This is a genomic window from Streptomyces sp. DG1A-41 (assembly GCF_037055355.1).
Classification (GTDB): Bacteria; Actinomycetota; Actinomycetes; order Streptomycetales; family Streptomycetaceae; genus Streptomyces.
The window spans coordinates 1904559-1919861 of the sequence record NZ_CP146350.1 but is presented as its reverse complement, the minus strand read 5'-3'; the positions used below and the strand labels follow the sequence as shown (position 1 = coordinate 1919861).

Genomic DNA, 15303 nt, shown 5'->3' with positions numbered 1-15303 from the left:
TCGATTTCCTCGATTCCTACGGGAGGCCGGACGATCATCTGCTGGCACCCCGTTCGCGCAGCGCCTTGCGGGCCTCGGGGTCGGCCTTGCGGTAGCCGTGGAAGTGGCCCGGGTGGTACAGGTGCGAGCGCGTGCCGTGCGCGTCGAGCGCCGGGCCGACCAGGAACAGCGTGTGCTTCCAGAGCTTGTGCTCCTTGACGGTCTCCTCCAGCGTGCCGACCGTGCACGTCACGACCAGTTCCTCCGGCCAGGTCGCCTGGTACGCGACCACGACAGGGGTCGTCGTCGGATAGCCGCCCTCCAGCAGCTCCCGTACCAGCTGTCCGCTGCGGGCCGCGGAGAGGAAGATCGCCATGGTGGTGCCGTGCCGGGCGAACTCGCGGACCTCCTCGCCGGGCGGCATGGGCGTCTTGCCGCCACCGAGCCGGGTCAGGACGACGGACTGCGCGACCTCGGGGATGGTCAGCTCGCGCTGCGCGAGCGCGGCGACGGCGGAAAAGGCGGACACCCCGGGCACGACCTGGGTCGCGAGGCCGATCTCGGCACACCGGTCGAGCTGCTCCTGGGTGCCGCCCCACAGGGCCGGATCGCCGGAGTGGATCCTGGCGACGCGCAGGCCCTCCTCCCGGGCCCGCCGGTACACGGCCACGACGTCTTCCAGGGACATGGCCGCCGAGTCGAGGATCTCCGCGTCCTCGCGCGCGTGCTGGAGGACCTCCGCCTGGACCAGGCTGGCCGCCCAGATCACCACGTCGGCCTCGGCGATGGCGCGCGCGGCACGGAACGTCAGCAGGTCGGCGGCGCCGGGGCCGGCACCGACGAAGGTCACCTTGCCGGCGGGGGCGTCGGCCATGGGGTCGGTCCTCTCGTACAGGGGGTTGTCGGTGGGCAGGGCGATGGACGGGCGCGTCAGAGCTTTCCGCCCCGCCCGCCGTCGCGCCGCGCGGGGGAGATGAGCGTCGACAGGTAGGGCAGGGGAGTGCCGTCGAGTTCGGAGGCCGGCCGGATCGAGTCCTCCGTCAGTCCCAGCGCCGACCCCCACACCGCGTCGCCGATCCGCCCGGTCTCCCGCAGCGCCTCGGCGACCTCGTGCGCCTGCCGGCCGAACTTGTAGGCGACGACGGTCCCGGGCCCGGCGAGGGCCTCCTTGAGCACCGTCGCCCCCGCCGTGACGGGCACGAGCGTGAGCGGCTCGGTCCCCTCGGTCAGCACGGCGCCCGACCGCGCGGCGAGGTCCTGCATGGCGGTGATCCCGGGCACGGTCTCGACGACGGTGTCCGGCACCAGCTCGGCGATGGTCTGCGCGAGATAGGTGAAGGTGGAGTACACGTTGGGATCCCCGATGGTCGCGAAGGCGACGGCACCGTGCCCGCGCAGCAACTCGGCCACCCGCCGGCCCGCCGCGTCCCAGGCCGCCTCGCGCCGGGCCCGGTCGCTCCGCTCGTTCAGCGCGAACACGACCCGGACGATCTTCTCCTCGGGCACGTAGTGCAGCACCGTCGCCTCGGCCCGCCCGCGCTCGCCTGTGTCCAGCACGGGCACGACCACGACATCGGCCTCCCGCAGGGCGTTCACGCCCTTGACGGTCACCAGCTCCGGATCCCCGGGCCCGACCCCGACACCGACCAGCCTGCTGCTCATGACGTCCGGCACCTCTCCACGAACCGACGGGCGACACCGGGCTCCGCCGCCCAGTGCGTGTGCAGATAGCTCGCGTGCACACCACGCTGCACGAAACCCTCGACCCGCCGAGGGGTTCGCAGGCCCCAGGCGGGTTCGGCCCCCGCCCCGGGCTCCACGGCGGTCCGATGGAACTCGTGGCCCCGCATCCGCGTCCCCGCCGCCGCGAGCACACTGTCGCCGACGGCCACGGCGTCCCGATACCCCAGGGTCAGCCGCTCGGTCATCCGCGCTCCGGCGTCCAGCACCCCGCACATCGGCTGTCCGTCCAGCTCCCGGCACAGATACAGCAGCCCGGCACACTCGGCGGCCACCGGAGCGCCGCTCTCCGCCAGGTCGGCAACGGCCTTGCGCAGGGGTTCGTTGGCGGACAGCTCGGCGGCGTACATCTCGGGGAACCCGCCCCCGATCACCAACCCCCGCGTCCCTTCGGGCAGTTCCTCGTCCCGCAGCGGATCGAAGGGCACGACCTCGGCACCGGCGGCGGTGAGGAGCTCGGTGTGCTCGGCATAGGAGAAGGTGAACGCCTCACCGCCGGCGACGGCAACCCTCGGCTTCGGCTTCTCGTCCGACCGTGCCGGGTGGTGGGTGGGCGAGGAAACGACCTCAGCCGCATCCCAAGCCGCACACGACAACGCCCCCGCACCCCGCGCCAACCCCATCAACGCGTCGAGATCACAACCGCCGGAGACCTGCGCGGCCATCGCCGCGACAGCCTCCACAGCCTCAGCCCGCCGCTCGGCGACCGGCACCAGCCCCAGATGCCGCGACGGCGTGTCCACCTGCGGAGCCCGCCGCAACACCCCGAGCACAGGCACCCCCACCTGCTCCAGCGCCTCCCGCAACATCGCCTCGTGCCGGTTCGAGGCGACCTTGTTCAGAATCACGCCCCCGACCCGCACCTCCGGATCCCAGGAGACGAACCCGTGCACCAGCGCCGCCACCGACCGGGACTGCGACGACGCGTCGACGACCAGCACCACCGGCGCCCGCAACAGCTTCGCGACATGTGCCGTGGAGGCCAGCTCCCCCTCCCCGGCGGCCCCGTCGTACAGCCCCATCACGCCCTCGACGACGGCGATGTCACACCCGCGCGCGCCGTGCAGGAACAACGGCCCGACCAGCTCCGGCCCGCACAGATACGCGTCGAGGTTCCGCCCCACCCGCCCGGTCGCGAGCGCGTGGTACCCGGGGTCGATGTAGTCCGGCCCGACCTTGTGCGGGGACACGGCGAGCCCCCGCGCGGCGAACGCTGCCATCAGCCCCGTGGCGACGGTGGTCTTGCCACTGCCCGACGAGGGCGCGGCGACGACCAGCCGGGGCACGGACGAGGACATCACCACTCGATGCCCCTCTGCCCCTTCTGCCCGGCGTCCATGGGGTGCTTCACCTTGGACATGTCGGTCACGAGGTCGGCGAAGTCCATGAGCTTCTCGGGAGCGTTGCGCCCCGTGATCACCACATGCTGGGTGCCGGGCCGGTTGCGCAGGACGTCCACGACCTCGTCGGTGTCGACCCACCCCCAGTGCATGGGGTAGGCGAACTCGTCCAGCACGTACAGCCGGTACGTCTCCGCAGCCAGGTCCCGCTTGACCTGCTCCCAGCCCTCCCGGGCCTTCTCCTCGTTGTCCAGTTGCGCGTCGCGCTGCACCCAGGACCAGCCCTCGCCCATCTTGTGCCAGGCGACGGACCCGCCCTCGCCGGAGGCACCGAGCACGCGCAGCGCGTTCTCCTCGCCGACCTTCCACTTGGCCGACTTGACGAACTGGAACACCCCGATCGGCCAGCCCTGGTTCCAGGCCCGCAGCGCGAGCCCGAAGGCGGCCGTCGACTTGCCCTTGCCGACGCCCGTGTGCACGACGACGAGCGGCCGGTTCCGGCGCTGTCGCGTCGTCAGACCGTCGTCCGGAATCACACTCGGCTGTCCCTGCGGCATTACGCGGCCCTCCTCGAAGTTCCCTGCACATCCCTGACCAGCCCGGCGATCGAGTCGGCCCGCAGCTCGTCCAGTGTCACGGCGGTGCCGCCCAGCTCACCGGCGAGCTGCCCGGCGAGCCCCAGCCGCACCGGCCCCGACTCGCAGTCCACGACGACGGACGCGACGCCCTCGGCCGCGAACAGCCGAGCCGCCCGCCCGGCCAGGGCGACCGGCTCCGGGCCCCCGGTGGCCCGCCCGTCCGTCACCAACACGACCAGCGGCCGCCGTGCCGGATCCCGCAGCCGCTCCACCCGCAGCACGTCGTGCGCGCGCAGCAGCCCGGCGGCCAGCGGTGTGCGCCCGCCGGTCGGCAGCGACTCCAGCCGGGCCGCCGCCGCGTCCACGGACGAGGTCGGCGGCAGCGCGACGTCCGCGCCCGAACCCCGGAACGTCACCAGCCCCACCTTGTCCCGCCGCTGGTACGCGTCCAGCAGCAGCGACAGGACGGCACCCTTCACGGCACTCATCCGCTGCCGTGCCGCCATCGAACCGGAGGCGTCCACGACGAACAGCACGAGATTGCCCTCGCGCCCCTCGCGGGCGGCCTGCCGCAGATCGTCCCGGCGCACGACCAGACCCGGCCCGGAGCGCCCGCGCGCCCGCTGGTGCGGTGCCGCCGCCTGCACGGTCGCCGCCAGATGCAGCTTCGTGAGCGCGCCCCGGGGCCGACGCGCCCCGGTCGTGCGCCCGTGCTCGGTCCGCGCCCGCGAACGCCGCCCGGCGGCGCCCTCGCCGATCCCGGGCACGCTCAGCACCTTGGTCCTGAACGGCTCCGCAGCCCGTACGGCCGACTGCTCACCGGCGCCCGACGGCTGCGGCTGCCCGTTCTCCCCGGCCTCGGGCGTGGCCCCGGTGTCGTCCCCCCGGGGCCCTTCCTCGGGTTCCGGCTGCCCACCGCCCCCGCCGGGCCCGTCCGGCCCCTGGCCGGGGTCCGGGTCGTCGTCCCCGGAGAACTCCTCCAGGGTCTCGTCCAGCTTGTCCTCGTCCAGCCCCGGCGCGTCGAAGGGGTTGCGCCGCCTGCGGTGCGGCAGCGCGAGCAGCGCGGCCTGCCGGACGTCCTCGGCGATCACGTCCGTACGCCCCGCCCAAGCCGCCAGGGCCGTCGCCGTCCGCGCCATCACGATGTCGGCGCGCATGCCGTCGACCTCGAAGGCCGCGCAGGTCGCCGCGATCTGCCGCAGTGCCCCGTCGCCCAGCCGCACGGACGGCAGCAGCTCCCGCGCTGCCACGATCCGCGCCCGTACGGCGGCCTCCTCGGCCGCCCACCGGGCCGCGAAACCGGCCGGATCGGCGTCGTAGGCGAGCCGCCGCCGGACGACCTCCACCCGTTGCTCGGGCTCCCGCGAGGCCGCGACCTCGACGGTCAGCCCGAACCGGTCGAGCAACTGCGGCCGCAGCTCGCCCTCCTCGGGGTTCATGGTGCCGACGAGCAGGAACCGGGCCGCGTGCCGTACGGAGACGCCTTCGCGTTCCACGTACGAGGCGCCCATCGCTGCCGCGTCCAGCAGCAGGTCGACCAGGTGGTCGTGGAGGAGGTTGACCTCGTCCACGTAGAGGATGCCGCGGTGCGCGGCGGCGAGCAGGCCGGGCTCGAAGGCCTTCACGCCCTCCGACAGCGCCCGCTCGATGTCCAGCGCGCCCACCAGCCGGTCCTCCGAGGCACCGACGGGCAGTTCGACCATCCGGGCCGGACGGGAGCGGGAGGCCTCCGGCGCGTGCGGCCCGTCCGGGCAGGCGGGGTCGGGGGAGCCGGGGTCGCAGGAGAAGCGGCACTCGGGGACGACGTCCACCTCCGGCACGAGCGCGGACAGCGCCCGCACGGCCGTCGACTTGGCGGTGCCCTTCTCACCGCGCACCAGCACACCGCCGACCGCCGGCGACACGGCGTTCAGCAGCAGCGCGAGCCGCAGATCGTCCTGGCCCACCACGGCCGTGAACGGGAACGGGGTGCTCACTTGTCGTCACCTTCCAAGTCGCCTTCGAGCTCCAGGTACGTGGCGCGCAGCCGGTCCAGCGTCTCCGCGTCCGGCTCCGCCCACAGTCCGCGGTCGGCGGCCTCCAGCAGCCGCTCGGTGATGCCGCGCAGCGCCCAGGGGTTGGACGTCTTCATGAAGTCCCGGTTCTCCGGGTCGAAGACGTACTCGGCGCTGAGTTTCTCGTACATCCAGTCGTCCACGACCCCGGCCGTGGCGTCGTACCCGAACAGGTAGTCCACGGTCGCGGCCATCTCGAAGGCGCCCTTGTAGCCGTGCCGCCGCATGGCCGCCATCCAGCGCGGGTTGACCACCCGGGCGCGGAAGACCCGGTGCGTCTCCTCGCCCAGCGTGCGGGTCTTCACCTGGTCCGGGGTGGCCGAATCACCCACGTAGGCCTCGGGGCTCGCGCCCGTCAGATGGCGGACCATGGCGACCATGCCGCCGTGGTACTGGAAGTAGTCGTCGGCGTCGACGAGGTCGTGCTCACGCGTGTCGACGTTCTTCGCGGCGACCGCGATCCGCCGGAACGCCGTCTCCATGTCGCCGCGCGCGGCCCGCCCGTCCAGCCCCCGCCCGTAGGCGTAGCCGCCCCACACCGCGTAAACCTCGGCGAGGTCCGCGTCGGAGCGCCAGTTGCGCGCGTCGATCAGCGGCAGCAGACCCGCCCCGTACGCACCCGGCTTGGAGCCGAAGATCCGGGCGGTCGCCCGGCGCCGGTCGCCGTGCTCGGCGGTGTCCTCGTCGGCGTGCGCCCGGACGTAGTTCTGCTCGGCGGGCTCGTCCAGCTCGGCGACCGTGCGGACGGCGTCGTCGATCAGCCCCACCACATGCGGGAACGCGTCCCGGAAGAAGCCGGAGATACGGACCGTCACGTCGATGCGCGGCCGGCCGAGCTCCTCCGGGGGGATCACCTCGAACCCGGTCACCCTGCGCGAGGCGTCGTCCCACACCGGCCGGCAGCCCAGCAGCGCCAGGATCTCGGCGATGTCGTCGCCCTGGGTGCGCATGGCCGAGGTGCCCCACACCGTCAGACCGACGGACTTCGGGTACGCGCCGGTGTCGGTCAGATACCGCTGCACCAGCGAGTCCGCGAGCGACTGCCCGACCTCCCAGCTCAGCCGGGACGGAATGGCCTTGGGGTCGACGGAATAGAAGTTGCGTCCCGTCGGCAGGACGTTGACCAGGCCGCGGGTGGGCGAGCCGGAGGGCCCCGCCGGAACGTAACCGCCGTCCAGGGCCCGCAGGATGTGCCCGATCTCGTCGCCGGTCCTGGCCAGTCGCGGCACGACCTCCGTGCAGGCGAACTCCAGCACCGCCACGGCGCCGGCGACTTCCCTGCCGAGCACCTCCCGCACCAGCGCCGGGACTTCGGCGACCGCCCAGCCGCGCTCCTCCATGCCCTCCGCGATCCGCCGGCACAGCTGCTCCAGCAGGTCGATCACGTCGGCGGCGGTGCGGGCCTGCCCCGCCACCAGGCCCGTCAGCTCCACCGGCACCTTCACCGGAGCGCCCGGCTCGGCCAGCAGCTCCTTCTCCACCAGCCCGAAGTGCTCCGCCAGCGCCGCCCGGAGCCCCGGCAGCGCGTCGGCCTGACCGCCCCACACCTGCGAGGCGCGCAGCACCGCCAGCACGAGATTGACGCGCGGTTCACCGACCGGGCCGCCGCCCAGGATGTGCAGGCCATCGCGGATCTGCACGTCCTTGATCTCGCACAGATAGCCGTCGATGTGCATGACGAACTCGTCGAACTCCTCGTCGTCCGGCTGCGCGTCGACATGCAGGTCGTGGTGCAGCTCGGCGGCCTTGACGAGGGTCCAGATCTGCGCGCGCACGGCCGGGGCCTTCGCCGGGTCCAGGTCGGAGACGAGGGCGTACTCGTCGAGGAGCTGTTCCAGCTTGGCCAGGTCGCCGTAGGTGTCGGCGCGGGCCATCGGCGGCACCAGGTGGTCCACGACCGTGGCGTGCCCGCGCCGCTTGGCCTGGGTGCCCTCGCCCGGGTCGTTGACGATGAAGGGGTAGATCAGGGGCAGCTCCCCGAGCACGGCGTCCGGGGCGCAGCCGGCACTGAGCCCGAGGCCCTTGCCGGGTAGCCACTCCAGCGTGCCGTGCTTGCCCATGTGCACGATCGCGTCCGCGCCGAAACTGTTCTCCAGCCAGCGGTAGGCCGCCAGGTAGTGGTGGGACGGCGGCATGTCCGGGTCGTGGTAGATCGCGATGGGGTTCTCGCCGAAGCCGCGCGGCGGCTGGATCATCACGACGACGTTCCCGAACCGGAGCGACGCCAGCACGATGTCGTCCCCGTCGACGTAGAGGTTGCCCGGCGGCTCGCCCCCCGCCTCGGTCATGGCGTCCCGCAGCTCCGGGTCGAGCTCGTCGAACCAGGCCCGGTAGTCCGCCAGCGGCACCCGCGCGGGCGCGGCGGCCAGCTGCTCGTCCGTCAGCCACTCCACGTCGTGCCCGCCGGCCTCGATGAGCCGGTGGATCAGCTCGTCGCCGCCCGCGGGGTACTCGGTGAGGCCGTACCCGGCGCCCCTGAGCGCGTCCAGCACCCGCACCGCCGAGGCCGGGGTGTCCAGCCCGACGGCGTTGCCGACCCGCGAGTGCTTGGTCGGGTACGCGGTGAAGACGAGCGCGAGCTTCTTCTCGGCGTTCGCCTTGTGCTTCAACCGGGCGTGCCGTACGGCGATCCCGGCGACCCGCGCGGCCCGCTCCGGGTCGGCGACGTACACGGGTACGTCGTCCGCGCCCTGCTCCTTGAAGGAGAACGGCACGGTGATCAGCCGGCCGTCGAACTCCGGGATCGCCACCTGCATCGCGGCGTCCATGGGGGAGAGGGCGGCGTCGGACGCCTCCCAGGCGCGCCGCGAGGACGTCAGGCACAGCCCTTGCAGCACGGGGATGTTCAGCTCGGCGAGGGCGCCGATGTCCCAGGACTCCTCGTCACCGCCCGCCGAGGCCTGCGAGGCGTGGGTGCCGCCGGCGGCGAGGACGGTGGCGACCAGGGCGTCCGCCCGCCCGAGGATCTCGTACAGTCCCGCGTCGGCCCCGCGCAACGAACCGCAGTACACGGGAAGGGCGTTGGCGCCCCGTGCCTCGATCGCGTCGCACAGGGTGTCCACGAAGGCCGTGTTGCCGCTCAGCTCGTGCGCCCGGTAGAAGAGCACGCCGACGGTCGGCCGGCCCTCGACCCGTACGCGCTCGCCGCGGACGCCGTACTCCGGCATCCGCTGCGGCGCGGCGAAGCCCTCGCCCGTGAGCAGCACGGTGTCGGACAGGAACCGCGCCAGCTCGGTGAGGTTGGCCGGTCCGCCCTCCACGAGGTACTTCAGCGCCTCCGCCACGACACCGGCCGGCACCGACGACTCGGCCATCAACTCGGCGTCGGGAACGGCCTCTCCGCCCAGCAGGACGGTCGGGACGCCGGACGCCTTCAGCGCGGCGAGCCCGTCCTCCCAGGCCCGCTTGCCGCCGAGCAGCCGTACGACGGCGATGTCCGCGCCGTCGAGGAGGGCCGGAAGCTCCTGTCGGACGTCCACGCGGGTCGGGTTGCCGATCCGGTACGAGGCGCCGGAGGCGGCCCGGGCCGCCAGCAGGTCCGTGTCGGCGGTCGACAACAACAACACAGTGCTCATGCGGGCGCTCCCGGTGGAATGAAGGGCAGTCCTCGCGGCGCGCCCGACTCGATGAGCCGCCACAGCGCGTCCGTGTCCGCGTGCTGTTCGATCAGGTCGCCGAGCCGGTCGAGCTGCTCCTCGCGCAGCGCGGCGAACGAGGTGTCCGGCGCCGGCACGAAGCGGCGCCCCGCTGCGGCCGCCACCTCGCGCAGGAAGGCCCGCCGGAACCCGTCCGACTCCAGCGAGCCGTGCCAGTGCGTGCCCCAGGTCTGGCCGACCCGGCAGCCGTCCAGGAAGGGCTTGCCGCCGGTGACGTCGGCGACGCCGTGATGGATCTCGTAGCCCTCGACGTGCTCCCCGAGGGCCTCGCCCGCCGGCCGGGTGAGGGTCTTCTCGCGGGCGAACCGCACCCGCACGGGCAGGACCCCGAGCCCCTCGACCTGACCCCGGCGGCTCTCCACGTCGTCCTCGATGTGCTCGCCGAGGATCTGGAAGCCGCCGCAGATCCCGAGGACCGGCCGCTGCTCGGCCGCCCTGCGCGCGAGCGCGTCGGCCAGCCCGCGCTCCCGCAGCCACTCCAGCGCCCGGACGGTCCCCCGGGTCCCGGGCACGATGACGAGGTCGGCGTCGGCGAGTTCCTCCGGCCGGTCCACGAACCGCACCACGACACCGGGTTCGGCGGCCAGCGCGTCCACGTCGGTGAAATTGGACATGAGCGGGATCGCGCACACGGCGACCCGCAGCACGTCCTCGCCGACCGGCGGGGCGACGACGGACTCCCGGACCGTCCCCCGCAGGGAGACGCTCCCCCAAGCTCTCGACTCCGCTCGAGCAGGGGGGACCCCCATCCCGTCCTCCTCGTCGATCCCCAGCCCGTGCCGGAAGGGCAGGACGCCGTACGTAGGCCGACCGGTGAGGCCCTGGAGCATGTCGAGACCCGGCTCCAGCAGGGAGACGTCCCCCCGGAACTTGTTGACGAGGAACCCGGCGACGCACTCCTGGTCCTCGCGCGACAGCAGCGCGACGGTCCCGAAGAACGAGGCGAAGACACCGCCCCGGTCGATGTCACCGACGACGAGCACGGGGAGCCCGGCGTTGCGGGCGATCCCCATGTTGACGATGTCGGTCCGGCGCAGATTGATCTCGGCGGGACTGCCCGCCCCCTCACAGATCACCGCGTCATACGTGCCCCGCAACCGCTCCAGGCAGTCCAGCACGGTCCCGAGCAGCTGCTGCTGCCGTCCACCGTGGTACCCGCGTGCGCTCAGCTCTCCGACCGGCTTGCCCAGCAGCACGACCTGACTGCTGCGCTCGCCGCCGGGCTTGAGCAGCACCGGGTTCATCAGCGCGGTCGGCTCGACGCGGCAGGCTTGCGCCTGCATGGCCTGCGCCCGCCCGATCTCGGCACCTTCCCTCGTCACGAAGGAGTTGAGGGACATGTTCTGCGCCTTGAAGGGCGCGACCTTGACGCCCTGGCGCACCAGCCACCGGCAGATTCCGGCGGTCACGACGCTCTTGCCGGCGTCGGAGGTGGTACCGGCGACCAGAAGTCCACCGCCCGTCATGACGTACGCCCTTTCGCGATGCGGCGCGCGGCGACACAGACGCCGAGCGCGAGCCAGCCGACACGCCTGGACAGCCGTACGGCCCGTTCGATGTCCCCGGTGGCGACGCCGCGCCCCGCCCCGTTGAGCACGGGCCGGTGCTCGACGCGACCGCCGTACGACAGGGTTCCGCCCAGCCGCACCCCGAGCGCGCCCGCGAACGAGGCCTCCACGGGCCCGGCGTTGGGGCTCGGATGCTGGGCGGAGTCGGCGCGCCAGGCCCGTACGGCTCCCCGTGGATCGTCCCCAGCCAGGGTCGCGAGCACGGCGGTCAGCCGGGCCCCCGGCCATCCCGCGAGGTCGTCCAGCCGCGCGGAGGCCCACCCGTACCGCCGGTACCGGGCCGACTTGTGCCCGACCATCGCGTCCAGGGTGTTGACGGCCCGGAACCCGAGGAGCCCCGGCACCCCGCCGACGGCCCCCCACACGAGCGCCCCCACGACCGCGTCGGAGGTGTTCTCGGCGACGGACTCGACCACGGCCCGGGCGATCCCGTCGGCGTCGAGCGCCTGCGGATCCCGCCCGCACAGATGCGGCAGCCGCGCCCGGGCCCCCTCGACGTCCCCCTCCTCCAGGGCACGCCCGATGGCCCGCGCCTCCCGCGCGAGCGAAGTCCCCCCGACCACGGCCCAGGTGGCGGCGCCGGTCAGCGCGACGGACGCGACGGCGGAGTCCCGTACGGCACGCACGGCGACGCCCCCGAGCACGACGGCTCCTCCGGCGCACACCACGGTGTGCAGCGCGCCCCACCCCCGGTGGTCCCGCCACAACACCCGTTCCACGGCGCCCGCGGCCCGCCCGAACACGGCGACCGGATGCCCCCGGCGAGGATCGCCGAGCAGCAGGTCACCGATCAGACCGGCGGCGGTGCCGTACGCGAAGACGCGACCGGCACCCATGGGCTCAGCCGGCCACAGGAGCAGGCAGGGGTGGGGTACTGAACCTCGATCGGCAGCCGCGCATGGCGATATGTCCTCACTCAGGGTGTCCACGCCCTGGTTCGACTAGACCGGCGGTGAGAGTTCCTGGCTCCCGGGGATCGCTACCCCGGTGACAGTGGCGGGACCGCGCCGGACTTCCACCGGCTTCCTCTCCTGCCGCCGTACTGGCCCCGGCAGTCCACCACGGCCGGGAACAGCCGTCAACTTGCCGTTGACCTGCGAGGGGAGAGTGTGGAGAAGCCCACACCGCCGGCACGCAGCCCCGCGCCCGTGGGAGGGGTCGGGGCGCATCCCCCTGTGTGGGCACGTTCCGGCGACCCGCTTGCGGGGGTCCCGGCGCACATCTCCAATACCTCGCACGGGATGCAGACCTGCGGAAAGGACGGGACCAGTGCGCTACGACGCCCAGTTGGTGCCGGTGGACGCCACCGGCCGTCGCCCGGGGCCACCGAGGCGACCGGCGCACGGTGCCCGGAGGGGCTCGGCCCCGCGGTGGTCCGGGTACGGTCCGCCGACGGCACTCCCGTCGGCTCCGGATTCCTGCTCGCCCCCGGCACGGTGGCCACCTGCGCCCATGTCGTCGCGCAGGCCCCACGCACCGACGCACGGGCCGAATCCGCGCCGACGAGCCCCGTGACCGCCGAGTTCCCGTTCCAGCGGGGCGGCGCCGCCGTCGAGACCTCATTGTCGGCCTGGCAGCCGCCGGCCGCCGACGGAACGGGCGACATCGCCCTCCTGCGGCTGCCCGGACACGCCGCCGTCGCGGACACGCCTCCCGTCCGCCTGGCAGGCGCCGGTGAACGTCTGGGAGCACCGCTTCCGCATCCTGGCCTTCCCGGCCTCGGCCGAACACCGCGCCTGGAGCGGCGGGCGGCTGCTCGGCGCCGTCGGACAGGGCTGGATCTCCGTGGAGGCGGACGGCACCGCGCACCACATCTCCCGGGGGTGCAGCGGAGCCCCCGTCTGGGACGAGGAACTCGGTGCTGTGATCGGCATGACGGTCGCGACCGGCCGCGGCCGTACAGCGGCCACCTCGTACCTGATCCCAGCCGCAGCGCTGCTGGACCTCCAGCCGGGCCTGCGCCGCTGCCGCATCACCCACGGCCCGGACGGCGAGCCCATCATCGACCTGGCCCACGAGGAGCCGGTCCGCGCCTTGCCCAGGCTCCGCCACTGGCTGAAGGACTCCCGCGACTTCCGGCAGCGGCAGGAACGCCTCCGCCAGGCCCTGGACGACTGGGAAGCCACGGAGGGAGGAGACCGGCGCGCTCCTGCGCGGCACGATGCCGGCGACGTCCCCGGAGCAGTTGGCGGACCCGAGGTACGGGGAGGACATCACGCCTTCCGAGCGTGCGTACGTCGACCTGAGCCGCCGCCACCAGCAACCAGCGCTGCACCGGTGGCGGTTGGCGGTCTCCGTACTCGTCGTCCTGGCCCTGCTTGCGGGAGGACTGACGGTGGAGTCATGGCGCAGGGGGGAACGCGCTGGAGTCCCGGGGGCGGACGATCGCGTCGCGCACACTGGCGGAGGAGGCCGGCCGCCTCGCCGCGACCCACCCCGTGGCGTCCGTACGGATGGCCATGGCCGCCTGGCACAACGCACGGGGCAGGGAGGCTAGGCAGGCGTTGCCCGAGGCGTACCTGCGGGGTTCGTCCGGGGGCGCCGGGGGCGCGGGTTCGAGGGACGGACAGATCCAGAGCCCAAAGCCCTCTGCCGCAACTGCCTCCGCCCCCTACACCCCGGCGGAGCGGCGTATCCTCACCGACGCCGGCGCGGACACCGGCTCGCCCTGCTCCTGAACCCCGCCCACGACAACCGGGCGGCACAGGACGAAGTCCCGTACCGCCCGGCAGAAGCGATCGTCATCAGGCGATCAGGCCACGATCAGATAGATCCCGTATCCCACAGCCGCCGCACACGCCGCGAAGCACGCGTACGCACCTGTCACGGCAAGCCCCGCGGACCCGCCCGCGGCCACCGCCCGCTCGCGGCGGGACAGGCCGGTGATGCCGAGGGTGAACAGGCCCACGAGGGCCACGGTGACCACGAGGCTGACGCCGAAGACGGAGCCGAGGGCCGCCCAGTCGATCTTCATGGCAGAGGTTCTCCTTGTAACCGAGTGGGCGGGGTCAGACCGGGGTGGTCGTGGTCGAGGGCTCGCGTTCGGCCGAGGCCGGCGCCGGTATCGTCGCGATCGGCCCGTCAGTGACGGTGCCGGCCGGAGGCGGCGGCGTCACCGCGGCCATCGCCGTGGTCACCACACCGGCCGGCTCCACGTCGTCGGTGTCGTTGACGTTGGTGTGGTCGACGACCTCACGCCGCGAGATCTTCCAGATCGCCGCGCTGGAGGCGACGAGGAAGACGGCCACCACCGCGGTACCCCAGCTGCCGAAGCCGGTGACGTACTCGGCGAGCGCGGCCACCAGGGCCGCCGCCGGCAGCGTCAGACCCCACGCGACGAACATGCGCGTCGCCGTCGACCAGCGGACGACGCCGCCCTTGCGGCCGAGGCCCGCGCCCATCACGGCGCCGGACACGGAGTGGGTCGTGGAGAGTGAGAAACCGAGGTGCGAGGAGGCCAGGATGACCGTCGCCGCGCTGGTCTGGGCGGCGAAGCCCTGCTGCGGCCGGAGGTCGGTCAGGCCCTTGCCCATGGTGCGGATGATGCGCCAGCCGCCGAGGTAGGTGCCGAGCGCGATGGCGAGACCCGCCGAGAGGATGACCCACATGGGCGGGTCGGAGTCGGGGGCGACGGCGCCGCCGGCGACCAGGGCGAGGGTGATGACACCCATCGTCTTCTGGGCGTCGTTGGTGCCGTGGGCCAGCGAGACCAGGCCCGCGGAGGCGATCTGGCCGGCCCGGTAGCCCTTCTCGGAGGCCTTGCCGTCGGCCTTCTTGCCGAGGGAGTACGTCAGCCGCGTGGCGAGCAGCGCCGCGACGCCCGCGACCAGCGGGGCGGCGATCGCCGGGATCAGCACCTTGGTGACCAGGACGTCACCGTGCACCGCGCCGACGCCCGCCGAGGCGATCGTGGCGCCGATCAGGCCGCCCATCAGGGCGTGCGAGGAACTGGACGGCAGGCCGACCAGCCAGGTCAGCAGGTTCCAGAGGATCGCGCCGACCAGGGCGGCGAAGATGACCTCGGGACGGATGCCGGCCTCGTCGACGAGACCCTTGGAGATCGTGTTGGCGACTTCCACGGACAGGAAGGCGCCGACCAGGTTGAGGACGGCGGACATGGCGACGGCGACCTTGGGCCTCATGGCACCCGTGGAAATGGTCGTGGCCATCGCGTTCGCGGTGTCGTGGAAACCGTTCGTGAAATCGAACGCGAGTGCGGTTACCACCACAATCGCGAGGATCAGCGAGAAGCTTTCCATTTACCCAGGCAATCGTTCGAGGTCATTGGCTGGACGAACGTAGGTAACCCGGGTGAACGGAAGATGAACTGGGAGGGGCGCATGGGTGTCCGCGGTCGAGGGTTGCCGTTCCGCCCTGCTATCAGGCTC

10 protein-coding genes and 1 riboswitch are annotated in these 15303 nt (G+C 73.1%); all 10 genes read right to left on the bottom strand.

Features of this window, described 5'->3' with window-relative positions; genetic code table 11:
* Positions 1–34: 34 nt before the first annotated feature.
* The 10 genes from cobM to V8690_RS08975 all read right to left on the bottom strand — a co-directional run bounded on the left by cobM (position 35) and on the right by V8690_RS08975 (position 15174).
* A complete protein-coding gene (gene cobM / locus V8690_RS09020; RefSeq protein WP_338777162.1) occupies positions 35–853 on the bottom strand; it encodes a precorrin-4 C(11)-methyltransferase in 819 nt (272 codons plus the stop codon).
* Positions 854–909: 56 nt separating this feature from the next.
* Entirely contained in the window at positions 910–1641 is a 732-nt protein-coding gene (cobI, locus tag V8690_RS09015) for a precorrin-2 C(20)-methyltransferase (protein WP_338777161.1), read from the bottom strand.
* Positions 1638–3017, bottom strand: coding sequence for a cobyrinate a,c-diamide synthase (locus V8690_RS09010; protein WP_338777160.1), 1380 nt, complete (start codon positions 3015–3017; stop codon positions 1638–1640). The genes cobI and V8690_RS09010 overlap by 4 nt, the downstream gene beginning before the upstream one ends.
* Positions 3017–3616, bottom strand: coding sequence for a cob(I)yrinic acid a,c-diamide adenosyltransferase (cobO, locus tag V8690_RS09005; RefSeq protein ID WP_338777158.1), 600 nt, complete (start codon positions 3614–3616; stop codon positions 3017–3019). Before cobO ends, V8690_RS09010 begins: the two co-directional genes overlap by 1 nt.
* Positions 3616–5613, bottom strand: coding sequence for a putative cobaltochelatase (locus tag V8690_RS09000; protein ID WP_338777157.1), 1998 nt, complete (start codon positions 5611–5613; stop codon positions 3616–3618). The genes cobO and V8690_RS09000 overlap by 1 nt, the downstream gene beginning before the upstream one ends.
* Positions 5610–9266 carry a cobaltochelatase subunit CobN gene (gene cobN, locus V8690_RS08995; protein WP_338777154.1) on the bottom strand — a complete coding sequence of 1219 codons (3657 nt, stop codon included), beginning with the start codon at positions 9264–9266 and terminating at the stop codon, positions 5610–5612. The genes V8690_RS09000 and cobN overlap by 4 nt, the downstream gene beginning before the upstream one ends.
* Positions 9263–10813: a cobyric acid synthase gene (locus V8690_RS08990; protein ID WP_338777152.1), complete on the bottom strand. Its 1551-nt coding sequence runs from the start codon at positions 10811–10813 to the stop codon at positions 9263–9265. Before V8690_RS08990 ends, cobN begins: the two co-directional genes overlap by 4 nt.
* On the bottom strand, positions 10810–11751 hold the full coding sequence (locus V8690_RS08985; protein ID WP_338777150.1) for a cobalamin biosynthesis protein: 942 nt from the start codon (positions 11749–11751) through the stop codon (positions 10810–10812). Before V8690_RS08985 ends, V8690_RS08990 begins: the two co-directional genes overlap by 4 nt.
* Positions 11752–11851: 100 nt before the next feature.
* Positions 11852–11991, bottom strand: a riboswitch (cobalamin riboswitch).
* 1676 nt (positions 11992–13667) lie between these two features.
* Positions 13668–13889: a hypothetical protein gene (locus tag V8690_RS08980; RefSeq protein ID WP_086606028.1), complete on the bottom strand. Its 222-nt coding sequence runs from the start codon at positions 13887–13889 to the stop codon at positions 13668–13670.
* A 34-nt stretch (positions 13890–13923) separates the two neighbouring features.
* Positions 13924–15174, bottom strand: coding sequence for an inorganic phosphate transporter (locus V8690_RS08975; RefSeq protein ID WP_338777148.1), 1251 nt, complete (start codon positions 15172–15174; stop codon positions 13924–13926).
* Between the last annotated feature and the right edge of the window lie 129 nt (positions 15175–15303).